The 25,101-nt window shown below is 42.5% G+C and carries 20 protein-coding genes and 1 pseudogene; 17 read left to right on the forward strand and 4 right to left on the reverse strand.

Annotated features, from left to right (window positions below):
- Window positions 1–64, forward strand: a pseudogene (locus K0625_RS17220) (IS200/IS605 family transposase); the annotation flags it as partial.
- 129 nt (window positions 65–193) lie between these two features.
- On the opposite strand, the gene pyk reads toward K0625_RS17220, so the two are convergent.
- Window positions 194–1,633, reverse strand: coding sequence for a pyruvate kinase (pyk, locus tag K0625_RS17225; RefSeq protein WP_012325159.1), 1,440 nt, complete (start codon window positions 1,631–1,633; stop codon window positions 194–196).
- Between the two features lie 184 nt (window positions 1,634–1,817).
- Window positions 1,818–2,672: a MurR/RpiR family transcriptional regulator gene (locus tag K0625_RS17230; RefSeq protein ID WP_012325158.1), complete on the reverse strand. Its 855-nt coding sequence runs from the start codon at window positions 2,670–2,672 to the stop codon at window positions 1,818–1,820.
- Between the two features lie 308 nt (window positions 2,673–2,980).
- Here K0625_RS17230 and zwf point away from each other — a divergent pair, with 308 nt between their 5' ends.
- The 4 genes from zwf to K0625_RS17250 are packed head-to-tail and all read left to right on the forward strand — an operon-like array spanning window position 2,981 to window position 7,658.
- The gene (gene zwf / locus K0625_RS17235) at window positions 2,981–4,453 is read left to right on the forward strand and encodes a glucose-6-phosphate dehydrogenase (RefSeq protein ID WP_220110833.1); all 1,473 of its coding nucleotides are present in this window, start codon (window positions 2,981–2,983) and stop codon (window positions 4,451–4,453) included.
- 12 nt (window positions 4,454–4,465) lie between these two features.
- Complete coding sequence (gene pgl, locus K0625_RS17240) at window positions 4,466–5,164, forward strand: 6-phosphogluconolactonase (protein WP_220110943.1); 699 nt, start codon at window positions 4,466–4,468, stop codon at window positions 5,162–5,164.
- A 9-nt stretch (window positions 5,165–5,173) separates the two neighbouring features.
- The gene (edd, locus tag K0625_RS17245) at window positions 5,174–7,000 is read left to right on the forward strand and encodes a phosphogluconate dehydratase (protein WP_220110834.1); all 1,827 of its coding nucleotides are present in this window, start codon (window positions 5,174–5,176) and stop codon (window positions 6,998–7,000) included.
- A gap of 16 nt (window positions 7,001–7,016) precedes the next feature.
- The gene (locus K0625_RS17250) at window positions 7,017–7,658 is read left to right on the forward strand and encodes a bifunctional 4-hydroxy-2-oxoglutarate aldolase/2-dehydro-3-deoxy-phosphogluconate aldolase (protein ID WP_220110835.1); all 642 of its coding nucleotides are present in this window, start codon (window positions 7,017–7,019) and stop codon (window positions 7,656–7,658) included.
- 75 nt (window positions 7,659–7,733) lie between these two features.
- On the opposite strand, the gene eco is transcribed toward K0625_RS17250, so the two are convergent.
- Complete coding sequence (eco, locus tag K0625_RS17255; protein WP_220110836.1) at window positions 7,734–8,306, reverse strand: serine protease inhibitor ecotin; 573 nt, start codon at window positions 8,304–8,306, stop codon at window positions 7,734–7,736.
- 195 nt (window positions 8,307–8,501) lie between these two features.
- On the opposite strand from eco, the gene dmeF reads away from it, so the two are divergent.
- The 4 genes from dmeF (at window position 8,502) to K0625_RS17275 (ending at window position 13,079) form a co-directional block, all read left to right on the forward strand.
- Window positions 8,502–9,455, forward strand: a complete 954-nt coding sequence (gene dmeF / locus K0625_RS17260) for a CDF family Co(II)/Ni(II) efflux transporter DmeF (protein ID WP_220110837.1) — start codon at window positions 8,502–8,504, stop codon at window positions 9,453–9,455.
- Between the two features lie 27 nt (window positions 9,456–9,482).
- Window positions 9,483–9,902: a MarR family winged helix-turn-helix transcriptional regulator gene (locus tag K0625_RS17265; RefSeq protein WP_220110838.1), complete on the forward strand. Its 420-nt coding sequence runs from the start codon at window positions 9,483–9,485 to the stop codon at window positions 9,900–9,902.
- 318 nt (window positions 9,903–10,220) lie between these two features.
- Window positions 10,221–11,855 carry a phosphoethanolamine transferase gene (locus tag K0625_RS17270; RefSeq protein WP_220110839.1) on the forward strand — a complete coding sequence of 545 codons (1,635 nt, stop codon included), beginning with the start codon at window positions 10,221–10,223 and terminating at the stop codon, window positions 11,853–11,855.
- 180 nt (window positions 11,856–12,035) lie between these two features.
- Window positions 12,036–13,079 carry a GGDEF domain-containing protein gene (locus tag K0625_RS17275; RefSeq protein ID WP_220110840.1) on the forward strand — a complete coding sequence of 348 codons (1,044 nt, stop codon included), beginning with the start codon at window positions 12,036–12,038 and terminating at the stop codon, window positions 13,077–13,079.
- Between the two features lie 58 nt (window positions 13,080–13,137).
- Here the strand turns inward: K0625_RS17275 and K0625_RS17280 are convergent, their stop codons facing one another.
- A complete protein-coding gene (locus K0625_RS17280) occupies window positions 13,138–15,828 on the reverse strand; it encodes a bifunctional acetate--CoA ligase family protein/GNAT family N-acetyltransferase (protein ID WP_220110841.1) in 2,691 nt (896 codons plus the stop codon).
- A gap of 837 nt (window positions 15,829–16,665) precedes the next feature.
- Between K0625_RS17280 and tssB the strand changes: the two genes are divergently transcribed.
- The 8 genes from tssB to tssK all read left to right on the forward strand — a co-directional run bounded on the left by tssB (window position 16,666) and on the right by tssK (window position 25,101).
- Window positions 16,666–17,154: a type VI secretion system contractile sheath small subunit gene (gene tssB, locus K0625_RS17285; protein ID WP_220110842.1), complete on the forward strand. Its 489-nt coding sequence runs from the start codon at window positions 16,666–16,668 to the stop codon at window positions 17,152–17,154.
- 89 nt (window positions 17,155–17,243) lie between these two features.
- Window positions 17,244–18,719, forward strand: a complete 1,476-nt coding sequence (gene tssC / locus K0625_RS17290; protein ID WP_220110843.1) for a type VI secretion system contractile sheath large subunit — start codon at window positions 17,244–17,246, stop codon at window positions 18,717–18,719.
- A gap of 6 nt (window positions 18,720–18,725) precedes the next feature.
- Entirely contained in the window at window positions 18,726–19,151 is a 426-nt protein-coding gene (gene tssE / locus K0625_RS17295; RefSeq protein WP_012325145.1) for a type VI secretion system baseplate subunit TssE, read from the forward strand.
- Between the two features lie 2 nt (window positions 19,152–19,153).
- Window positions 19,154–20,920: a type VI secretion system baseplate subunit TssF gene (gene tssF, locus K0625_RS17300; RefSeq protein ID WP_220110844.1), complete on the forward strand. Its 1,767-nt coding sequence runs from the start codon at window positions 19,154–19,156 to the stop codon at window positions 20,918–20,920.
- Window positions 20,884–21,891, forward strand: coding sequence for a type VI secretion system baseplate subunit TssG (gene tssG / locus K0625_RS17305; RefSeq protein WP_220110845.1), 1,008 nt, complete (start codon window positions 20,884–20,886; stop codon window positions 21,889–21,891). Before tssF ends, tssG begins: the two co-directional genes overlap by 37 nt.
- Window positions 21,892–21,902: 11 nt before the next feature.
- Complete coding sequence (gene tagH / locus K0625_RS17310) at window positions 21,903–23,234, forward strand: type VI secretion system-associated FHA domain protein TagH (RefSeq protein ID WP_220110846.1); 1,332 nt, start codon at window positions 21,903–21,905, stop codon at window positions 23,232–23,234.
- Window positions 23,234–23,764: a type VI secretion system lipoprotein TssJ gene (gene tssJ / locus K0625_RS17315; RefSeq protein ID WP_012325141.1), complete on the forward strand. Its 531-nt coding sequence runs from the start codon at window positions 23,234–23,236 to the stop codon at window positions 23,762–23,764. The genes tagH and tssJ overlap by 1 nt, the downstream gene beginning before the upstream one ends.
- A gap of 2 nt (window positions 23,765–23,766) precedes the next feature.
- Entirely contained in the window at window positions 23,767–25,101 is a 1,335-nt protein-coding gene (gene tssK, locus K0625_RS17320) for a type VI secretion system baseplate subunit TssK (RefSeq protein WP_012325140.1), read from the forward strand.

Consider the following 25,101-nt stretch of genomic DNA (forward strand, 5'->3'; position numbering starts at 1 on the left):
AAGATATGTAAGGCATCAAGAAAAGGTTGAAAAACAGGAGCAGCCGCAATTAGATTTGAAGTAGACAACGCCCCCTTTTAGGGGGCTAATGCAAAGCCACCTTCTTCAGAAGGTGGATTCTTTACTTCTCTGTAAACTGTTAGACATAAAAAAGGTTCGCCGCGGCGAACCTTTTATCATCACTCGATAGAGATTATGCGACGATCAATACTTTACAAGTATTGGTGCCGCCGATTGTCTCCATTGAATCACCCTTAGTCATCAGGACCATATCGCCGCTTTTCAGATCACCAGATTCTGCAAGAGTTTCTAATGCTTTACGTGCGATATCATCTGCGCTCACTGTGGTTGAATCAAAGTGAACAGGCTTAACACCACGGTACAGTGCCATCTTGGCCAATGTCACTTCATGGCGTGATAGAGCAAAGATAGGCAGAGCTGAACTAATACGAGACATTAACTGCGCGGTAGCACCAGATTCCGTTAAGGCAACAATGGCCTTGATACCTTTAAGGTGGTTCGCAGCATACATAGTCGATAGGGCGATGGTCTCTTCAACTGAGTCAAAGCTCTCATCGAGTCTGTGCTTGGATACTTGCACGCTTGGGTGAGCTTCAGCGCCAAGACAGACGTTCGACATCGCTTTTACTGTCTCTTCAGGGAAGTCACCAGCGGCTGTTTCTGCTGAAAGCATAACCGCGTCAGTACCATCGAGAACCGCATTCGCCACATCCATCACTTCTGCACGGGTTGGCATTGGGCTAGTGATCATCGACTCCATCATCTGGGTTGCTGTGATCACACTCTTGTTCAGTTGACGAGAGCGACTGATTAACTTCTTCTGCACAGCGACTAACGCTGGATCGCCGATCTCAACACCTAAATCACCTCGTGCAACCATAACTACATCAGAGGCAAGGATGACATCATCCATCGCTTCATCTGTTGCCACAGCTTCAGCGCGTTCAACTTTAGAGACAATCAGTGCATTACTGCCTGCAGCTTGTGCTAATGAGCGAGCATAGTTAAGGTCTGCACCACTACGAGGGAAGGAGACGGCAAGGTAATCAACTTGAATTTCAGCAGCGGTGACAATGTCACGCTTATCTTTTTCAGTAAGCGCTGCTGCTGATAAACCACCGCCTTGCTTGTTGATCCCTTTATTATTAGATAAAGGACCCGCAACTGTGACTGTGGTGTGAACCTTATTGCCTTCTACTTTTTCAACACGTAGTTGAACACGACCATCATCAAGCATCAGGATATCACCGATGTTGACATCATTTGGAAGCTCTTTGTAGTCGATACCAACTTGATGCTCGTCGCCTTCACCTTTCTCAAGATCAGCATCCAAGATGAAGCTGTTACCTAAGTCCAGCTGCACCTTTTTGTTGTCTTTGAAAGTTGATACGCGGATCTTTGGACCTTGTAGATCGCCAAGAATAGCGACATGAACACCAAGCTCTTTTGCTATATTGCGTGCATCAGTAGCGCGCTTTAGGTGATCTTCAGGTGAACCGTGAGAGAAGTTAAGACGAACGACATTTGCGCCAGCTTTGATAATACGACGTAAATTGTCATCGCGGTCAGTTGCTGGACCTAGAGTTGTTACGATTTTGGTTCTGCGGAACATGGGATACTCCGGTAAGTTTAAAAAAAATCTGACACTATATTAACAGAGAATTTGTGGTTTTGTAGGAAAATTACAAACAAAATGATCTAGCGCAAGATATAAAATATGTGAAGTTAAGCTAAATTAGGGAAGAATTGTGGCAGTAATAAGAAAGTCGTACTGCCACTTTGGGGAGGAAATTGAGTTACAGTACTGAATCTTTGTCGATCCTAGACTCTTTTAAAACCTCTTTTACACGTTTTAAACTTTCTCTAAAACGTGGTCCGCGGCGCAGAGTAAAACCTGTTGCGAGGACATCAACGACCACCAATTGTGCTAAACGTGAGGCCATGGGGAGGTACATATCTGTATCTTCAGGCACTTCCATTGTCACCGGTAGAGTACACTCGGTTGATAAGGGGGAGTAACGGGCAGTAATACCTATGACTGCCGCGCCGTTTTCACGGGCTATACGGGCAATATCTATCATAGATTTAGTGCGTCCAGTGTGCGAAATGAGTACAATGACATCACCTTCTCCGCTATTGATACAACTCATTCGTTGCATCAAAACGTCATCAAAACAGATAACAGGGACGTTAAAACGGAAGAATTTATTTTGAGCGTCATGGGCCACAGAAGCCGATGCGCCTAGGCCAAAAAAGGAGATCTTTTTGGCTTGAGTCAAGATATCAACGGCCTTGTTAATGGCTGCTGTGTCTATACTTTGCCTTGCAGTATCAAGGGAAGCCATTGATGACTCAAAGATTTTTGTTGTGTATGAGTCAGGACTGTCATCCTCCTCAACATGTCGACTGACGTAAGGTGTACCATTCGCTAAGCTTTGAGCTAAGTGAAGTTTAAAGTCTGGAAAACCTTTAGTGTCCAAGCGACGGCAGAAACGATTTACAGTAGGCTCACTCACATCAGCCATTTTAGCCAGTGTTGCGATACTAGAGTGGATCGCGGTTTGAGGGGAGGCTAGTATAACCTCTGCTACTTTTCGCTCTGATTTACTAAAATGTGTAAGGCTTTTTTGAACCTTTTCTAGGGTATTCATATGCGTATATCCACTCGAAAGTAATGTAATTATATTTTTTCTTTTTTGTCGGTTTCGAAAGTTTCTAAAAGGTAGAAACTTGACCTGTACGACGAATTATAATTAATGAACTGATAAAACTTTCTACTATATATAGTAATTTAATCACAAAAAGCATATCAGATAATTCATAGAAATGCCTAGTTCAGTAAGTGTCGTCTTTTTGCAGAATTTTGATGCAATTCATAAATTCTGTTGTTATATTACAACAAACATGTGAATTCTCATCGATTCGATGGGACACAGCGATGAAAGGAGATTAAGAAGCTATGGGCATAACAACACCAGAAGCCAAAGCTTGTGATTTTGTATTGTTTGGAACTAAAGGTGACTTGGCTCGTCGCAAATTACTGCCTTCTTTATACCAATTGGATAAGGCTGGTTTGCTTAACGAAGATACGAAAGTGATCGGCGTTGCTAAAGATGCTTTTACCCATGAAGAGTTTAATGAGTTAGTCGTTAAAGCACTAAGAGGCTTTGTAAAAGAGGAACTCTGTGAAGAGACTCTGGCCCGTTTCCTAACTCGTTGTCACTACATAGGCACTAACTTTACAGAGTCAGAAGGTTATCAGGCTTTCCATGAACTGTTAGAACCACACAAGCGCGTGATGGTCAGTTATTTCGCTACTCCCCCTGCTATCTTCGGTGATATCTGTCGCTGTCTTCACGAACAAAACCTTATTCAACCTGACTCTCGCGTTGTACTTGAAAAGCCTATTGGCTCAGATCTCGCTTCATCGAAAGTGATCAACGATCAAGTTGCTGCGTTTTATAATGAAGATCAGGTTTATCGAATCGACCACTATTTAGGTAAAGAAACGGTACAGAATCTTATTGCTCTGCGTTTTGCCAACTCTTTGTTTGCTTCTAAGTGGGATAACAGAACCATAGATCATGTACAGATCACTGTGGCTGAAGAGGTTGGTATCGAAGGTCGTTGGGGTTACTTCGATAAAGCGGGTCAGATGAGAGACATGATCCAAAACCATCTTTTGCAAGTATTAACACTTGTCGCGATGGATCCTCCAGTCAACCTTGATGCTGACAGCATTCGTGACGAAAAAGTGAAAGTGCTTAAGTCACTTCGTCCAATTAATCTCGATAACATCTATGAGAATACCGTACGTGGGCAGTACTCTTCAGGATTCTTAAAAGGTTCGCCAGTTCCTGGTTACTTGGAAGAGGAGGGCGCAAATACCCAATCAAATGCAGAAACCTTCGTTGCTCTGCGTGTCGATATCGACAACTGGCGTTGGGCGGGCGTACCTTTCTATCTTCGAAGCGGTAAACGCATGCCAACTAAGAGCTCTGAGATTGTGGTGTACTTTAAAAATCCGCCTCATAATCTCTACCGCTCTAACTACCGTAACTTGCCGCCAAATAAGTTGACTATCCGTCTTCAGCCCCATGAAGGTGTTGAGATCCAGATGATGAACAAAGTACCAGGCCTTGAGCAGAAGCAGCGTCTTCAAACCACCAAGCTGGATTTAAGCTTTACCGATACCTTTAAAAATGAACGTATCGCGGATGCTTATGAACGTTTGCTACTTGAGGCTATGTTGGGTAACCAAGCGCTATTTGTTCGTCGTGATGAGGTTGAGCAGGCTTGGACTTGGGTTGATGGAATCATTCAATCTTGGGAAGAGAGTAACGAGAAGCCTAAACCTTATCCAGCGGGTAGCTGGGGACCGGTAGCATCAGTTGCTTTGATAGCAAAAGATGGCCGTTCTTGGGACGAGTAAAGGATTGAGATGATGATTAAAGAAAGTGTATTCAAATCATTTGATAACAAAGAAGCGTTAGAGAACCAGCTTGCTGAGCGCATTGCAAAGCAACTTCAAGAGGCTGTTGACTCCCGTGGAAAGGCAAGCTTAATTGTCTCTGGTGGCTCTACGCCATTGAAACTATTTCAACTCCTCAGTAATAAGCCGATTGAATGGAGTGATGTGTATATCACGCTAGCTGATGAGCGTTGGGTGGATGGAGACTCTGATGACTCTAATGAGAAATTAGTTAGAGCCCACCTTTTACAAAATAAAGCGGTAAATGCCAAGTTCCGTGGTTTAAAAAACATGTTCTCAACACCTGAAGAGGGGTGTGACATGGCGATAGAGCAGTTGTCGCACTTTCCACGTCCTTTCGATGTCGTGGTATTAGGCATGGGCAATGATGGACATACCTGTTCTTGGTTCCCCTGCTCGAAAGAGATTGAGCAAGCACTCTCAACGGATAAGCTTTGCATCGCCGTGAATCCTGGCGCTGCACCCAATCCACGACTTTCGCTGTCAAAAACAGCGATCTTAGCCAGTCGCCAAATTTATTTACACATTGTCGGTGAACAAAAGTTAGCTGTTTATCGTCAAGCGCTCGAAAGCCAAGATGCTAATAGCATGCCGATCAGAGCTGTCTTAGATCAACATAAGACACCTGTCGACGTTTATTGGAGCGCTTAAGGAGAAATTATGCACTCAGTAGTCCAGACAGTAACAGATAGAATCATAGCTCGAAGTCAAGCGTCCAGAGCTCAATACCTCGCGGCACTTGATGAGGCCAAGAACAGTGGCGTTCACCGTAGTTCTCTGAGTTGCGGTAATCTAGCCCATGGTTTTGCAGCTTGTAAACCCGATGAGAAGCAGTCAATCAAGGCATTAACTAAGGCCAATATCGGCATTGTTACCGCATTTAATGACATGCTTTCGGCGCACCAGCCCTATGAAACTTACCCTGATCTGCTTAAGCAAGCATGTAACGAAGTAGGCAGTGTTGCACAAGTTGCAGCAGGTGTTCCTGCTATGTGTGATGGTGTGACCCAAGGTCAACCTGGCATGGAGCTTAGCTTGCTGAGCCGTGAAGTTATTGCCATGTCAACAGCGGTCGGTCTCTCTCACAATATGTTTGATGGTGCTTTACTACTGGGTATTTGCGACAAGATTGTACCGGGTCTGTTGATCGGTGCATTGAGCTTTGGTCACCTACCAATGCTATTTGTACCAGCTGGCCCAATGAAATCAGGGATCCCAAATAAAGAGAAGGCGCGTATACGTCAACAGTTCGCTCAAGGGAAGGTTGATCGCAGTGCGTTGCTCGAAGCAGAGTCAGCCTCTTATCACAGTGCAGGTACATGTACTTTCTATGGCACGGCTAACAGTAACCAGTTGATGCTAGAGGTGATGGGCCTGCAACTACCAGGTTCATCATTTGTTAATCCTGACGATCCATTGCGTGAGGCGCTCAATAAAACTGCCGCTAAGCAGGTGTGTCGTTTGACACAAATGGGAACCCAATACACGCCTATTGGTGAAGTGGTCAACGAAAAGTCTATCGTGAACGGCATCGTTGCATTGTTAGCGACTGGTGGCTCTACTAACTTAACCATGCATATCGTGGCAGCGGCTCGCGCTGCTGGCATCATTGTTAACTGGGATGATTTCTCTGAGCTGTCAGATGCGGTGCCATTAATTGCACGCGTTTATCCAAATGGCCATGCAGATATCAACCATTTCCACGCCGCTGGTGGCATGGCATTTTTAGTTCGAGAGCTGCTTGATGCAGGTCTTTTGCATGAAGATGTGAATACCGTTGCAGGTTACGGTTTACGTAAATACACCCAAGAGCCTCGTCTTATTGATGGTGAGCTTACTTGGGTAGATGGCCAAGTCGATAGCTTAGATGCTGAAGTGTTAACTAAAGTCAGTGAGCCTTTTCAAGCAAACGGTGGCCTTAAGCTACTGAAAGGTAATCTTGGCCGAGCTGTGATTAAAGTCTCTGCGGTGCAGGAGCAGCATCGTATCGTTGAAGCGCCAGCTGTTGTGATTGACGATCAAAATAAGCTTGATGCCATCTTTAAAGCGGGTGAGTTAGATAAAGATTGTGTTGTGGTGGTAAAGGGTCAAGGCCCTAAAGCCGTAGGCATGCCAGAGCTGCATAAACTCACGCCGATTTTAGGCACACTACAAGATCGCGGCTTTAAAGTTGCGCTCCTTACTGATGGCCGTATGTCTGGTGCATCGGGCAAGGTACCAGCCGCAATCCACCTCACGCCAGAAGCGTTAGACGGTGGGTTAATCGCTAAGGTCCAAAATGGCGATATGATCAGAGTCGATGCTAAAACAGGTGAGCTAACACTGCTGGTTTCTGAGTCAGAAATTGCAGACAGAGAGCCTGAAAAGGTCGACCTTCGCAGTACAAGTTATGGAATGGGCCGAGAGTTATTTGGTGCATTACGTTCAAATTTAAGTAGTCCGGAAACTGGCGCTCGTTGCACCAGTGCCATTGATGAAAACTATTAATTAGGAAAATACCGCAATGTCTAAGAATAACTGGTCATTACAACCACAAGATATTTTTAATCGTAGCCCGATTGTTCCTGTAATGGTGATCAACAAGATTGAAGACGCTGTACCATTGGCTAAAGCGTTAGTGGCTGGTGGAATAAGCGTGTTAGAAGTTACGTTACGTACACCTTGCGCTTTAGAAGCGATCACCAAGATTGCAGAAGAGGTGCCTGATGCATTGGTTGGTGCAGGTACTATCTTAAATGAAGACCAGCTGCAGCAAGCGGTTGACGCTGGTGCACAGTTTGTTATTACACCTGGTGCAACTCCAAGTCTGTTGAAAGCGGCGATGGATGGTACTGTGCCATTAATTCCTGGTGTTGCCAGTATCTCTGAAGTGATGACAGGTATGTCGCTTGGTTACACCAACTTTAAGTTTTTCCCAGCTGAGGCATCTGGTGGTGTGAATGCGCTTAAGGCTTTTTCTGGCCCACTTGCTGATATCCGTTTCTGCCCAACCGGTGGTATAACCCCAAGTAGCTATAAAGACTATTTAGCACTTAAAAACGTTGATTGTATCGGTGGAAGCTGGATTGCGCCAACTGATGCGATGGAGCAGGGAGATTGGTCGCGTATTACTCAACTTTGTAAAGAAGCGATCAGCGGGATCTAATTCAATTAGAATTCGCGTTATAAGAAAAGGCTACCATCTGGTAGCCTTTTTTGTTGGGAATGAATTTAACTTAACTTAATTTACTTTAGAGACATTGAACTGGCTATCAACACACCAGATCCGGTATCTAAGCTCACTTCCTTGCGGTAAGTAAAATACCTTAGGTAAACGGCTGTCATAGTTAACTTTTAGAGAGCCTGGGATAGATAAGAAGGCTTCAGTTTTGGCTTTATCAAAGCAAGCCATCATGGTACTTGGCCCTGGGTTAATACTGTCTACTTGATAGTAGTTATAGCCCCAACCTTTGACAGCATGCTCTGTAAGCTCACCAGATAAACCATGTTTGTTGCAATCTACTAATTGTGTTTTCCCTATCTGTATCTCCACCATATAGTCACTTTCGTTGTCTAGTGGTTGTAAGGTCAAAATGTGCTGTTCCATACCTTCACTTGGCGCCGGAAACATCTCAGTTTTCTTTTCAGCTAGATAGTTAGTTGAGTCGAAAGCCGTTGAGGTGATCATGTTTTGATTGAGTCCGCTTGGGTGGGCAGGGCTAGTCGCCAATGCATTGAATGAAAGCATTGAGAGTGCCAATGCTGATGCTGTGATAATACGTTTAGCCGAAAAAGTGATGCTAGGTGTTGTCATAATGTCTCCGTATGGACTTATATAAAATATAATTTAACTCTATAAACGCATCGGATACAGAAAAGGGTTAATTATTTTTAAATTAAATATACTTTGATAATCAAACTATATTAGAATGATTTTAGTTTGATTATCAAAGTACCTTAATCAAAAAAGTGATAAATCACATCTACAAAAATATAGAGTTAGTTAGATATGACTGAGAAAGAGCATTCGATAGCACCATGGCAACATCCACATCAATTCGCACATCTCAATCATAATGGAGAGCGAAATACGCGCTACGTTCTCTATCTGACTGTGATCACTATGATTGTTGAGATAGCAGCAGGTACAATATATGGCTCCATGGCTCTACTGGCCGATGGCTGGCATATGGGGACCCACGCCGCTGCTTTTATGATCACACTTTTTGCTTACTATTATGCGAGAAAGCATGCTGATAATCCTGACTTTTCATTTGGTACAGGCAAGGTGAGTGTTTTAGGAGGGTTCACCAGTGCTATTGCACTTGGTATGGTTGCGTTAATTATGTTGGTAGAATCTGTTGTTAGGTTTTTTAGCCCTCACCAGATCCAATTTAGTGAGGCGATATTTGTCGCCATTATCGGTTTAACAGTCAACCTTATTAGTGCTGTACTGTTAAAAGATCACCATGGACATAGTCATGCTCATGGTCACCATCATAATGAGCATGAGCATGAAGGTCATGATCACAATCTACGTGCTGCTTATATGCATGTTCTTGCAGATGCTTTGACCTCTATTTTGGCCATTGTTGCTCTACTGTTTGGTAAGTGGTATGGCTTAACTTGGTTAGATCCCTTAATGGGAGTTGTTGGCTCTATCATTATTACTCGTTGGGCGTGGCAACTTTTAGGTCAAACTTCACCAATATTATTGGATCGGAGTATCGAGGATCGCTATCGACTTAAGATAACTGAGTTGATTGAAGCTGAGAGCGATCATCAAGTCGCCGATCTGCATATTTGGAAAATTAGTGCCGATCATTACGCTGCAGCTATCTCTATCGTGAGCCACAACCCAGAAGACGTGGAGTATTTTAAAGCAAAGCTAAGTGATTTTACTCAAGTTAGTCATTTGACCATTGAACTGAATACTTGCCGTCAGGCAGAATGCTTGTCATGAACAGCCCACATATGAAGTGTTATTACGATGAAGTCTACTGAAGATATGCTCAACCATGCCATGGTTGAGTTTTATGAAAAACTCTCATCTTGGGAGCAAGCCGTGGTTAAAGGGAAGGAGGTTTCATTACCTCAAGTTCATACGGTTGAGATTTTAGGGGGCAGTGGCCCCATGAGGATGAAAGAGCTTGCTGATAAAATTGGTGTCACGACAGGCACATTGACAGTACAAATAGATAAAATGGTTAAGTCAGGTTTAGTGATCAGAAAACCCAATGAGTTAGACAAACGCTCAATTTTAGTCGAGCTGACGGAGAAAGGGCTGGAGATGTTTGAGGAGCATGATGAGTTACATCATCAACTCACGAGTGAGCTAACCGTTAAATTTACCCAAGAGGAGAGAGAGCTGTTACTCAATTTCCTTGAGCGCGTTAACGCTGAGTTTTAATCTCACCATAGGATGAGTTTCTATATTTTCGGTTAAGGTTATGGATGAAGTTATAATTCATAACCACACTGAACTCCCCATTTTTTTCAAGGTCATAGCAATTAACTAGAGTAATACATCTCATATAGATAGCCAAATTGGCAATGTTTGTTACTGCCTCGTGTCGGACTGGCTGCTTCTTTGTTGCTATGCTTAATAAGTGTTAAAAGATGAATTGATGACTCTATGTTGCGTTGTTATTATGGCGCGCATTCATCTAACCTTAGATGTTTTGCTTATATATCTTGCTTGTTTATCAACAATTTGTGAGTGAATCCTGTGCTATCTCGTTTTAAAATACTAACCATTAACCAATTTACCCTGACTATTGCCATATTCTATGTGTGCATCTTTAATGTTCCTTTTTTTCATATTGTTCAGAAAGGAGTAGAGAAGCAAGCTGAAGTCGATCCGCTCTTTATCGCTAGCATTCCCCTTTTTCTCACTTTTGTACTTAGCTTTATCTTTTCACTTTTCAGTGTCAAATACCTATTGAAACCCATTTTTATTGCAATGACGCTACTTTCATCGAGTGTTTTCTTTGCTGCGCTTCAATATGGGGTAGTGTTTGATACCGGTATGATTGAGAACATGGTGCAGACAAATCAAGCAGAAGCCTTTACCTACATTAACTTCTCATCTGTACTCAACTTTATTTTGACAGGCTTAATACCCGCTTCTCTTATCTGGAAGGTGAAAATTGCCTATAAACCTGTCATGAAAGAGGCGATCCATAAACTGGGCTTTATGCTGATGATGTTGATAGGTGTGGGCGTAATAGGCTTCTTTTATTATCAGAGTTATGTCGCTTTTGGTCGGAACAATGATGAACTTAAACGTTTTATTGTTCCAACCTATGTCATTGCTTCAATAGCAAAATATACTAATCGTCACTATTTTCAAACTCCGCTAGATTATCAGCAGCAAGGCTTAGATGCTGTAAACATGCACACTAACAGTACCGGTAAGCCCAATCTTATGGTGCTCGTGGTTGGTGAAACGGCGAGAGCTAAGAATTATGAGTACTATGGCTATGATAAACCGACGAACTCCTATACCAAGAAACATGGCGTTACCGCATTTAAAAATATGACATCATGTGGAACGGCTACAGCGGTTTCTGTTCCCTGTATGTTTTCAAATATGAAGCGTGAGAATTACGATGCCAGAAGAGCCCAAGCGCAGGATGGGGTGCTCGATGTACTTGATCATGCAGGTATTCAGCAAGTATGGCTTGATAATGATAGTGGCTGTAAAGGTGTCTGCGACAGAATAACCAATATCACTATTAAACAAGACATCGACCCTGAGTTATGTGATGGTCATTCCTGTTATGATCAAGTACTGCTAGATCAATTAGATAAGGAACTTGCCAAGATAGAAAGTCGTGATGCTTTAATCGTATTACATATTATGGGCTCCCACGGTCCTACCTATTATTTAAGGTACCCATTAGAGCATAAGAGGTTCATACCAGATTGTCCTCGCAGTGATATACAAAACTGTAGCGATGAAGCATTAATGAACACCTACGATAATACGATCCTCTATACGGATTACATTATCAGTCGGGTAATAGATAAATTAAAAGCTGAGAGTGAAAAGTTTAATACTGGCATGATATATATGTCAGATCATGGTGAGTCATTGGGAGAGAAGGGGCTATATCTGCATGGCTCTCCCTATGTTGTGGCGCCAGATGAGCAGATAAAGATCCCAATGCTTACCTGGTTCGCGCCTTCGTTTGTAACTGAAAATAGGCTGGATCCTGTTTGCCTAGGAGAGAAAGCTGAAAAAGGTGGCTTCTCACACGATAACCTTTTTGACTCCCTCTTGGGGGTGATGAACGTGAAAACATCTATTTATGACAAAAATCTTGACCTATTTAACTCTTGTAGGGTGAAATCCAGTTAAAAACTTCAAAAAAATGGATGGCAACGCCATTTTATTTGGTTATTGTTATAGAATGGTTAAATGTCATACTTATTCATGAGTAGGTGTTAATGATGAATGATCTTTTATTTGATGACAGATATCATAGGGATGTGGCAATTTAACCATTGAAAATACAATAATAATCCATGGCGGTGAAGCATGAACTTAGCGAAACATCTTTCTGATATTGAGGTCTCAGCAAAAATTCTTAGGCATGCTGTACCTAAAATGTCTGAACTGGATATTCCTGTTACTCCAGATAACTACTCTGTTTGGTATGAGTATTTTTTGGGGGTTAATTTAGACTTAAATCGTACCATTGATGAGTATATCTCAAAAGGTGTGACTTTTACGGCCGAGATAAACAGTGAGCTGGTAAAAAATTATATTTTGGAGCAATCTCCTGAAGTGATAGAAAATGTCCATGTAGAGACACAATTGGTGATCAATAATCTACTGGAAAAAGTCACTCAGATGAGTAGCGGTACTGCAAACTTAACTGAGACATTAAGTGAGTTTCATCAAGAGCTTAAACAAACTGTTGATGCCGATGTTTTGTTGAAGTTGGTAAATACATTAGCCGACGAAATGGGAAGTGTCATCAGTGATAACAAGCAGATGGAGGCTAGTCTCAATACCATGAATGAAGAGGTTAACTCGCTTAAGTCTGAGATGGAAAACCTGAGTATTGTGGCGCAAACCGATCAGTTAACTTCTCTCTTTAACCGCCGAGCGTTTGAGAAAGAGATTGAATCGCACATGATACATTACAAGCAAGATCATAGTGCAAGCTGTTTGCTAGTCGTCGATATTGATCACTTTAAAACCTTTAATGATACCCATGGCCATTTAATTGGTGACAAGGTGCTCGCTTATGTTGCCTTAGCTCTTAAGAAAACAGTCAAGGGAACTGATTTCGTTGCCAGATATGGTGGAGAAGAGTTTGTTGTCTTATTGCCTAATACTGAGTTAAATGATGCATTGACGGTGGCGGAGCTAGTGCGCAAGAAGATAGCGAATCAAAAGCTCAGCATTGGTAAGGAGGATAAGCACTCCCTTGGTTCAATTACCGTTTCTGTTGGTGTTTCTACTTTGCACAACTCTGATGACAGAGAGAGTTACTTTATTAGAGCCGATGAGGCACTTTACCGAGCTAAATCCTCTGGCCGTAACTGCATCTGTAGTGAGTTGGCTGAATCTTAGTCGGAGCTAGGGTTTTAACGGCGACTTTCAAAGACTGTTAAAACCCCAAAGGCAGCTATTATTTTAGTTGCATATCCATCTTAATTAGATGCTCCTCCATATCAAAAGTAACTGTAAAACCTAAGCTTTTAGCCAGATTTGCCATGCTTCGGTTTTCAAACATGGTAAACCCTGTCAACACCTGTGTGTCGTTAGAACGATAGTAATTGATGAGTTTTTCAAGTAGTAATCGGCCTAAACCTTGTCCCTGATGATCGCTTCGTACCGCCATGGCAAATTCAGCTTCGGTGTTGTCGGGATCGATAGATGCTCTGATGGCTCCTAAGGTCAGATCTTCTCCGTTTTCATCTTTACCAATGGCGATAAATGCCATCTCTCTCGCATAATCTATCTGGGTTAATACCGCCATCTCCTCGTGGGTCATTTTAGATCTAACGCCAAAATAGCGTTTATACCTGTCTTCATCGGAGAGTGAGTTATCGAAAATAAGGTGTTTAGGTTCATCTTCTGGCAAGATGGGCCTTAACATCACATCACGACCATTTTTCAATGTGGTTTGCTGTTCGAGCTCTTTTGGATAAGGTGAGATTGCAAGCCTTGAGGCGTTATCTATCTGTACTTGATGCAGTTGAATATTCACATCAAGCAGGGTGATGTTTTCACCAGCGCACAGTACCGGATTGAGATCTAAACGAGCAATTTCAGGGCAGTCGATGACTAGGTGCGAGATCTGTGTCAGCATGACACACAAGGCGTTCATGTCTAGGCCTAGTGGCAAGTGCCTGTCTTTTAATTTCTGTGTCTTAAGTGCCTGAATCACCATATAACGGGCTAAGGTCATATTTAATGGCGGTAGTGCAACAACAGCATCTCTTGCAGGATCCCACTCTGAGCCTCCTTCTCCTAATAAAATCGCTGGACCGAAAACGGGATCGTCGATAACTGCAACTCGTATCTCCTGTGCACCGGCTGTTAGAGCCATCTTTTGGACGATTAATCCCTCAATCTCTGCATCTGGGTTGATATCATGTACACGCGTTTTAATCGCCTTTGCTGCAAGGCAAACCTCATCTTGACTGCTTAAATTTAGCATAACGCCATGTACATCAGACTTATGATGAATGTCAGGGGATTGCACCTTAATGGCGACAGGATAGCCAATCGCGTTAGCAATTTTTACGGCGTCTTCTGGGGTATCTGCTACATAGGTGTCGATGGTTTTTAATCCATAAGCTGATAGAATATCTTTCGACTCATGGGTTTCAAGAATGCGTTTGCCTGCGTCATAAGCTTGAGTGAGTAGCGTTCTTGCTAACTCAACATCTGTAGGTATATTTTCGGGGATGGACTCTGGGACTTCTTGGAGGAGTTTTTGGTTACGACGATACTCTACCATGTGCATAAAGGCACCTACCGCCCCCTCTGGTGTTCGATAGGTTGGGATCCCTGCTTTGTTAAAGTGCTTTCGGGCCAAATAAGCTGAGTCTTCACCACTCCAGTTTGTCAGGACGTTAACCTTGCTGTGTTTAGGGTGGGTTGAGATCATCTCAGCGAGGCAGCTTGCAATCTCTACACTATCACCTAGTGCAGAGGGGGAGTGCAGCACCAAAATGGCGTCTGCTGTACCACTGTCCATCATTATTTTAACTGTCTGTGTATAGCGTTTGGCGTCTGAGTCACCACCTATATCTACTGGGTTTTGTTTTGACCAGGTAGAGGGCAGTTGCTCATCTAGCTGTGTAAAGGTATCGATATCCAGTGTCGTACTCTTACCGCCTCCCAAGATCAACTGATCTAAGGCGAGGACTGCGGGGCCACCGCCATTACTGACAATGGCCAGTCGTTCACCCAGTAGAGGGGATGAGTGAGCTAAGGTCTCCACAGCGGCAAAAAGTTCAATCAGATCATTGACTCGTAACATACCCGCTCGTCGAAAAGCGGCTTCATAAACGGCGTCATTTCCCGTCAATCCCCCTGTATGTAACTTGGCCGCATTAGAGCCTTCAAAACTTCGGCCTGATTTGATCACTAAGATAGGTTTATTTCTTGCCGCTGCTCGTGCTGCTGAAAGAAAATGGCGCTTTTTATTGATAGAGTCAACATAGAGCAAGATAGCGCTGGTGCGAGAATCTCGTCCAAGGTAGTCGAGCAATTCATCGAAATCGATATCGGTCGCATCGCCTAAAGAGATAAAGGAGGAGAAGCCAATTCCTTTATTATTCGCCCAATCTAGCACTGTGGTGCAGATTGCAGCAGATTGAGATACGAATGCTATTTTACCTGGTAGGGCACTGGTATGGGCTAAACTGGCATTAAGTCCTAGGTTGGGTAGCATCATACCTAAGCTGTTCGGGCCTAAAATGCGCATTCCATAACGTTGAGCGTTCTGTTTCGTTTCCTCTAATAAACTGAGTCCATCTTCATGGCTTTGATCTGCCATACCTGAAGCCATAATGATCGCTACTTTACAACCAAATTGTGCCAAGGTCTCCGCTATAGCCGGTACACGAAATGCTGCTGTACAGATAATGGCAAGATCGGGAATTAATGGCAGTGCTTCAATATTGGGATAAGCCAACACCCCCATTACAGCTTCATATTTTGGGGTGACAGGCATGATTGGTCCTGAGAAGCCTCCTGCAAGCAGGTTCTTTATCACCACATTGCCCGCGCGTTTTTCAATATTAGAAGCACCAATAATTGCGATGGACTTAGGTTTGAAGAGGATATGAAGTGTTCGCTGGCTCATAGACGTTCTCTCAATACGGTTATCTCTTGAGTCTATCCTAAAACATCAAAAAACTTAACGGTTTAGTTGATTTTTAAAGAGGAGAAAGAGCTATTTACACTTTTAGATGGTGATTACTGATTAATACTAATCTGTATATTAAATAACCTTAGAATAATAATCTTATTAATAAGTATAAATAGATTGATATTGTACTGCTGGCCAAATAATGAGCAGCAATACTAAGAGTAAGATATAAAGTGATTAGTATTTTAATCTGTAAACGATTTATTAGAACAAAATTAATACGGTTACAATTAGTAGCAAACGGAATTTGTAAATTATTTGTTCTTTTTTTTATGTGAAATATATAAAAATGATAAGTGAGCAAGCTTATTAACTTAAAGTTCAGTCATTATTTAGACTTACAAATTTTAATGTGTAATTTATACTGTTAATTTACGTTTAAATGTATTGACTATTATGAAGTCTCGATTTTGAGACGGTTTTAATAAGACTTATAGTTTTAGTATTAACTCAGACCTTGCTGTTTGTTGTTTTTTTGTTAATTAAGCTAGTGCAAAAATATAAAGATATAGTACTTTACTACTAATTGACTTTATTTACTTTTCTGCAACATTTCGGCGAGACCTTTAATATTTTTTTACTTGCCTTTAATGTTTCTCTGGATAAAATGACTTTTATGATCTGCTCAATTGGTATTTTGTACTGTCTTGTAGATCAGGGCGATGTACTAAGTTGAAAGTTGATAACAAGATTAACTTATTACATTTAGGCTATAGCCTAATTTAAATTGGAATAGGGTATTCCCTATAAGCCGTATATGGAGATATTAAAATGGCAAAAGATGGCACAGTTGCGCCTAAAGAACGTATTAATATTAAATATGTTCCCTCTACAGGTGATCAACAGGCGGAAATGGAACTTCCACTCAAGATGTTGATTGTGGGTGACTTTAAAGGTCACGCAGAAGATACACAACTTGAAGAAAGACAATCAGTATCTGTAAATAAAACAAACTTCGAATCAATAATGAAAGAAAGCAGCCTATCTGTTAATACAACGGTTGCGAATAAATTAACTGACAATGAATCTGACGAGTTAAATGTAGAATTAAACTTCAGTTCCATGAAAGATTTCTCTCCTGATGCCATCGCTACACAAGTCCCTGAAATAAATAAACTCATTGAGCTAAGAGAAGCCCTTGTCGCTTTAAAAGGCCCATTAGGTAATATCCCATCATTTAGAACCAAGCTGCAGGAATTGATTGAGACCGAGGATTCTCGCGAACAACTTTTAGCAGAACTTCAAACTCTAGATAACTAGTACGAAAGTACAGGTCTCATTGAATATGGAAGAATGACGTGGACAGTGTACCCACTAATTTTGAAGGTTCATTTAAGGAATATAATTTCATGGAATCAATGGAAACAGCGCAGGAAAGTAGTCAGGTATTAAATGGTAATCTTCTAGATGAGATTTTGGCTCAAACCAAGATAACACCTATCGATGAAGGCTATGATGTTGCTAAAAAAGGGGTCGCTGCCTTTATCAGTAATATTATTGAAACAGAATCTAACAGTGAGCCTATCAATAAAGCGCTTGTTGATAAAATGCTGGTCGAGTTAGATAAAAAAATTAGTAGTCAGATGGATCAAATTCTTCATGATGAATCAGTTCAACAGATGGAGTCATCATGGAGAAACCTAAAGTTATTAGTTGATAGAACTGACTTTAGAGAAAATATAAAGATTGAAGTCCTTCATGTAACAAAAAGTGAGTTACTTGACGATTTTGAGTTTGCGCCGGAAACGGTTCAATCGGGTCTTTACAAGCACGTGTACTCTTCGGGTTATGGCCAATTTGGTGGTGAGCCGATAGGGGCTATTGTGGGTAATTATGCCTTTACGCCATCTTCTCAAGATATGAAGCTGTTGCAGTATGTCTCAGCAGTAGGCGCGATGGCTCATGCACCTTTCTTATCCTCTGTTGGTCCTGAGTTTTTCGGTATTGATTCGTTTGAAGAGTTACCGAATTTAAAAGATCTAAAATCCACATTTGAGAGCCCTAAATACACTAAATGGCGCTCATTAAGAGAGTCTGAAGATGCAAGGTACTTAGGATTAACTGCGCCTAGATTCCTACTGCGTGTTCCCTATGATCCTATTGATAACCCGATCGGCTCATTTAACTATCGTGAAAGTGTTCATGCAAGCCACGAAGATTACCTCTGGGGTAACACGGCATTTGCTTTAGCGACACGATTGACCGAAAGCTTCGCTAAGTACCGCTGGTGCCCAAATATTATTGGCCCACAAAGCGGTGGCGCCGTTGACGATCTTCCTGTTCATGTCTTTGAATCAATGGGAGCACTGCAGTCAAAAATTCCGACTGAAGTACTCATCACCGATCGCAAAGAGTTTGAACTTGCTGATGAAGGTTTTATTAGCCTTACCATGCGTAAAGGTAGCGACAATGCAGCCTTCTTCTCTGCGAACTCAATCCAAAAGCCAAAAGTGTTTCCGAATACCAAAGAGGGCAAGGAGGCTGAGACCAACTACAAGTTAGGCACTCAGATCCCTTATATGATGATTATTAATCGTCTGGCTCACTACATTAAGGTATTGCAGCGTGAGCAGATCGGCTCATGGAAAGAGCGTCAAGATCTTGAGCGAGAGCTCAATAGTTGGATTAAACAGTTTGTCGCTGATCAGGAAAATCCACCAGCAGATGTTAGAAGCCGTAGACCACTACGCGCAGCTAAGGTCGAAGTGATGGATGTGCAGGGCGATCCTGGTTGGTATCAGGTCTCCATGGCGGTTCGACCGCACTTCAAATACATGGGAGCTAACTTCGAACTCTCTTTGGTTGGACGTCTAGACCAGGAGTAAGTCGAGTTGTTTAATCATGACGACACTTTTGGAGTGAGTTTTTTTCAACGCTTAGGTGATGAAAATGAGCACGCTTCAAATGGATCTGAATCCATTGAATATGTCATCGCTTCGATTAAACGCAATATCTCTGGCCTGCTAAATACGCGGGTCGGAGAGTCTCAAAGTTGTCCTGAGCTTGGATTGTTTGATTTTAATGACGCCAATTCAGGGAGCTTTGATCTAGGCGTTAGGATCAAAGCAGGCATAAAGACATGCATTGAGCGTTTCGAACCGCGACTCACTCATTTAGATATTCGTGTTTTGCACGATACTAGCTGTCCATTCAGTTTGCGATTTCATATCCACGGAAAAATTAACGTTAAAACGGCTCAGGAAAAGATCGAAATTGATCTCTTTTTGGATAGTAACCGAACGTATAGGGTAAGTTAGCAGTGTCTCAAGACAAATATTTCAGGGATGAATTGTCTTTCCTCAGAGAGCAGGGGAAGCAGTTCTCAGATCTCCATCCACAATTGGCTCGCTATCTACATGGCAACAATACCGATCCCGATGTGGAACGTTTGTTAGAGGGGTTTGCTTTTCTAACTGGCAGGTTACGTGAAAAAATTGATGATGAGTTTCCTGAGTTAACTCACTCAATGATCAATATGTTGTGGCCTAACTATCTTAGACCTGTACCTAGTACCAGTATTGTGCGCTTCTCTCCTATTGAACGTGGTATTAGCCATAAGCAGACAATTGAGAAGGGCTGCATGTTAGATGCAAGGCCTGTCGATGGTGAAGTGTGTCATTTCACAACCTGTAGAGAGGTTAATGTCTACCCCTTAGTGGTAGATCACATCGGCTCATTTCACTCTAGAGAAGCCTCTATTGTTGATATTCACCTGAACAACTTAAGCGATCTTTCACTCAATGATATTGGGCTTGATGATTTAAGGTTTTACTTAGGTGGACAAGATTACAGTGCGCAGATGCTTTACCTCTGGCTCAATCATTATCTTGAAGGGATTGAGATCCATGTCGGTGAGCGGCATTACTCGCTGCCTAAGTCCAGTTTTAAATGTGTGGGGTTTGCCAGTGGTGATGGCATCTTGCCTTACCCTCAAAATGTCTATGAAGGGTATCGTATTTTACAGGAGTATCTCTCATTTTCTGATGCGTTTATGTTTTTTGATATCTGTAATATTTACAAATGTTTGCCCAGTGATTTAACCGGTAACTTTTCCATTAAGTTAACGTTTTCTCGCACATTACCTGCAGATGTATTGATTAGGGATGAGTCTTTTCAGCTCTATTGTGTTCCTGTACTCAATCTTTTTTCACATGATGCAGATCCTATCGATCTGACAGGTAAAAAAATAGAGTATCCCATTGCACCATCGAGTCGTAAACCGTCCCATTTTGAGATATTTAGTGTCGATAAAGTGCAAGGTTGGGTCGATTCAGATTCTGGTCGTTTTCGTGGTGAAGAGCGTATCTATACCCCTTTTGAAAGCTTCCAACATGAGATTGAGCGCGCTCGTGAGCGTGTGGCACTTTATTACCGTCTAAGAGTAAAAGAGAGTATTCGTGAAGATGGCTTCGACCACTTTATCTCTTTTGTCAGAGGCGATGAGACTCAAAGCTTTGATGCCAGTGAGGCGGTGTCGATTAGTTTAACCTGCACTAACCGTCAGCTACCAACCAAACTAGGCAAAGGTGATATCTGCGTTGCTACCGATACTTCACCTAATTTTGCCACATTTAAGAATATTACAGAGCCAAATGCATCCCTACGTCCTGTTCTCGATGGCAGCATGCTATGGACCTTAATCTCTAACTTGTCATTGAACTACCTTTCCTTGCTATCTAAAGATGCCTTGTGCTCGATTATTCGTGCCTATGATTTTAAATCTTTGATTGACAGACAAGCTGAGCGGATCACGCAAAAACGGCTTGATGGGATAGTGAGTATTGAGTCAAAGCCGACAGAGCGAATATTGCGCGGTATGCCTGTGCGCGGCTTGATGTCAGAAATCGTGCTTGATCAAAAGTTTTTTGGTTCTGAAGGCGAGTTATATCTATTTGCTACTGTACTTAGCCGATTTTTTGCACTCTACGCCAGCATCAACTCATTTCACCAGTTAGTAGTGATTAATGCAGCTAATCAAGAAAGGTACACATGGGATATTCAGATAGGTCAACAGCCACTGATTTAATCGATGGCGGTGATGAGCTAATTATTCCTGATGAGATTAGCTCCTATAATTTTTTTCAATTAGTTGAATTAATTCATAAATTAGATGGCAACAATCCTGAGGGACAGGAGTGGGAAAGCCTAGGGAATATGTTTTTCTCTGCTAATCCCAGTTTAGGTTTCCCTGCAAGTGATGTCACAAGAATTGAGCGCCATCCAAAGGAGAGGGTGCAGATTGAAACGACTTTTCTTGGCTTAAATGGGGCGCAATCGCCACTGCCCAGCTACATGCTGGAGGAGTTGCTTCATGACGATAGCAATATAAAACGAGATTTTTTAGATTTTTTTAATAACAGGTTAATCGCCCTATTTTACAGGGCTTGGCGTAAATACCGTTATTACATACGTTTTCAAGATAACGCCGTTGATAACTTCTCATCACAAGTGTTCGCACTTGTGGGCTTGGCAAATGAAGATGTACGGGGTGAGACCCCAATCAACTGGTGCAAGATGTTGGCCTATGCCGGCATGTTGGCAGGAAGAAGCCGTTCGCCACAGGCGGTAGCAGGAATTGTTGCTCACTGTTTCGATCTGGAAAATGTGTCAATTAGAGAGTGGGAGTTTAGGCATGTTGAGATCCCAGAGCAACAGCGGTGTCAATTAGGCAGATTTAACTCTCAGCTGGGAATCGATACGGTATTAGGCGAAAAGGTCGGTGATATCACCGGAAAATTTGTGCTCTGTATTAAAGATCTATCGCTACACAGATTTCAGGACTTTCTTCCCTCTGGAAAGGAGTTTATGCCCCTGTGCAAGGTGATGGAAGTGATCCTTCGAGAGCAGATGGCGTTTGATTTTGAATTGACGCTAAAAACGGATGAGGTTCCCTTGCTTAGGCTAGGGGAGGAGAAAGGTGGTCAGTTAGGTTGGTCTTCCTTTTTGGGACAAGCTGAGATTGAAAAACAGCATGTGTTAATACAAATAAGGCAGTAAAGAGGTGAAGATTGGATAAAACAATATCTCTCAATATCGTAAATTCTCAGATGTTGGAATCAGGGCTAATGCCTTTTGTCAATTTCACCCAGCAAGGCGGGGTTTTAGGTTGTGATATTAATGCCGATTGGCGCTTGAAGGATAGAAGTGGAGAGGTAAAACCTCAGCACTGCCGGATCATGTGGGTTGACGATCAGTTCTGTCTAGAAGATCTCTGTGGTGAGGTGTTCGTTAATAACTCATCTTTACCTATCGGTTTGGGCCGGTTTGCCAGTTTAAATGAAAATGATGAGATAAAAATTGGGCCCTATAAAGTTAGGATCTCATTGGGATTAAGCTCAGATCCTACCGCAAGCATGACCAAGCGTTTTTCTGAGATGTTCAGTGAAAATGACCTGTCTGGTCTTATGAAAGAGCCTGTTTCACAGGTGACTGAGCACAGTGATGACGCTTCTATTGACGATCCTATGTTGGCGCTAGATGCATTGCAGAATCGCAGCGGAGAAAACATATTGAGTTTTGACTCCAGGAAAGAGAAGAAACTTGATGATATTAACTTAATCGATACAGACATATCGATAAGTGACAGAGAGTTAACCATGCAAGCGGATTCGGAATACACACAAGATTCCGCGATTGCATTGAAGAAACATACTGAATTGGATGGATTTACCATGGATGAAAATACTTTAGATTTATTGGAATCTGAACTACATGCAGGACTTGATAAACAAAACGAGCAGTTAGGGGAGCATATTACCACTGGCCCACTGTTTAGAGGCTTGGGGGTACAAATTGGCTCATCGCAAAATAGTGAACAGATGCAAGATCTATCAGTGGATCTTGGCGCCGCGCTAAAGTCTGCCATTACAGGGCTACTCTCATTGCACCACACCGCAAATCATAGCCGCTATGAGTTAATGAATAAGAATCTTCAACCTATTGAAGATAACCCTCTGAGATTAGGCTTAGGTTATGAGGACACGGTTAAAACGCTGTTTGCTCATGACAGAAGTCCTGTTCATCTCTCATCAGCCGCTGCCATTGCGGAGAGCCTTAAGTCTATTGAACATCATAATGAGGCTGTTCAGTCGGCTATCACTGAAGCGTTGGATTACATCTTAGGCGCATTTTCTCCCGCTAAATTATTAAAGCGTTTTGCGCAATACCGTAAATCCAGCGATCTTAATCTAGACACAGGCGATAAGTGGGCTTGGTCTATGTACGAGCAGTACTACGAAGAGTTGACATCTAATCGTCAGAAGGGGTTTGAAAAACTTTTTTGGGAGGTGTTTGAGCAAGCCTACGATCGTAAATTACGTGAACTTCAAAAGGATTTTTGATGAAAACCCTGCGTCTTGCATTTCTCATTCTCTTGATGGGACAGCTGACTGCGTGTGGTTCTGTGTGGGAGGGGACGAAAAAGGTTGGGGCGGTGATCTGGGATCCCTCAATTCCTGTTGGAGAACCTAAAGATCTACCGACACAGCTCACTTACAGCATAGTGGCTCAACAGGATGTGAACCAAAACCCTAATGGAGATTCAACCCCCATCGAGTTTCAACTTTTTGAGTTAGAAGATGACTCTAAGTTGCTTGCCGCGGATTATGACTCGCTTACGGCTGACTTTGAAGATGCACTGGGGTCAAACTATATCGACCACAGTGATTTCACTATGTTGCCGGGACAGTTCAAGTTTATTGAGCCATTTGAGGTCGATGAGGACACACGTTACATAGGGGTCATGGCTCATTTTGGTGATCCAGAAGTTTCGCAATGGAAAAAGGTAATAAAGATCAAATCGATTGGTAGGGAGTACCACATTTTGATCTTATTTAAAGAACAGGAAGTCATTCTGGATAAAGTGGAATAAACATGTCGTCAAGAAATAGAGTAATTTGGGCTGAAGGTTTATTCATCAAGCCACAACATTTTCAGCAACAGCAACGTTATTTTGAGTATGTTACCGATGAGCGTATGACCTCGGTCAATAGCTACCTCTACGGTATATCACAGCTCGAGCTAAACCCTGAGTACCTTGGGTTTGGTCGTATTGCTATCCAACGAGCTAAAGGCGTGATGCCAGATGGAACAGTATTTAATATTCCCCAAGAGGATGTTCTGCCTAGTGCACTGGAAGTTGTTGATGGCTCATTGGCCAACCAGATCGTGTATCTGGCACTGTCACTACGCAGTGACTCGATAACCGAAGTGACGGAGAGTACCTCATCGGGTAATACCCGCTTTGTGACTCATCGCCATGAAGTGCGAGATATCCATAGTGAGCAGGGGGATTTTTCCACCATAGATGTCAGCCCTGTACAGATGAAGTTGATGTTTGAGAAAGAGGATCGCAGTGCCTACTCCTCGGTGGCGATAGCTAAAATATTGGAAAAACGTCCAGATGGAAGTGTGGTACTGGATCCTAACTTTATCCCTTGTCATTACAATGTACTAGGTGTGCCGTTTCTGCATCGATTTATTGGTGAGATGGCAGGGATGATGCGAGAAAGAGCTAAAAATATTGCGGTTAGAATTGGCTCGCCAAGCCAAGGTGGTGTGGCTGACGTGTCAGACTTTATGCTGTTACAAGCACTAAATCGGATGCAACCCGTGCTGCAGCACCTCTCGCAACTGAAAAGCCTGCATCCAGAGCAGCTATATCAGACATTGGTGAGTATTTGTGGAGAGCTGTTCTCCTTTACCGATGACAGTCGAATTGCGCCAATATTTAAACCTTACGATCATGACATGCCGATTACCTCCTTTGGCCAATTGATGAATATGCTACGTCAGTCATTAAGTATCGTACTTGAGCCAAAAGCCGTGTCCTTGCAGTTGCAGAAACGTAAGTACGGATTGATGGTTGCGCCAGTACAAGATCCTGACTTGATTAAAGAGGCTGATTTCATCTTAGCTGTTCGCGCTAAGTTGCCTTTAGAGGAGCTGAAAAAGCTCTTTATTCAACAAACTAAGATCGCTTCCGTTGAAAAAATCCGTGAGTTGATCTCATTGCAACTTCCTGGTGTCGGCTTAACACCGCTACCTGTTGCGCCAAGACAGTTGCCATACCACGCAGGTTATACCTATTTCCAACTTGATAGGACAAGCCCATCTTGGGAGATGTTGCAGCACTCAACTGGATTTGCTTTCCATGTTGCTGGTGAGTTTCCTGAGCTTGAGTTGCAGTTTTGGGCGATAAGGAGCTAG

The sequence above is a fragment of the Shewanella nanhaiensis genome (assembly GCF_019457885.1).
Classification (GTDB): domain Bacteria; phylum Pseudomonadota; class Gammaproteobacteria; order Enterobacterales; family Shewanellaceae; genus Shewanella; species Shewanella nanhaiensis.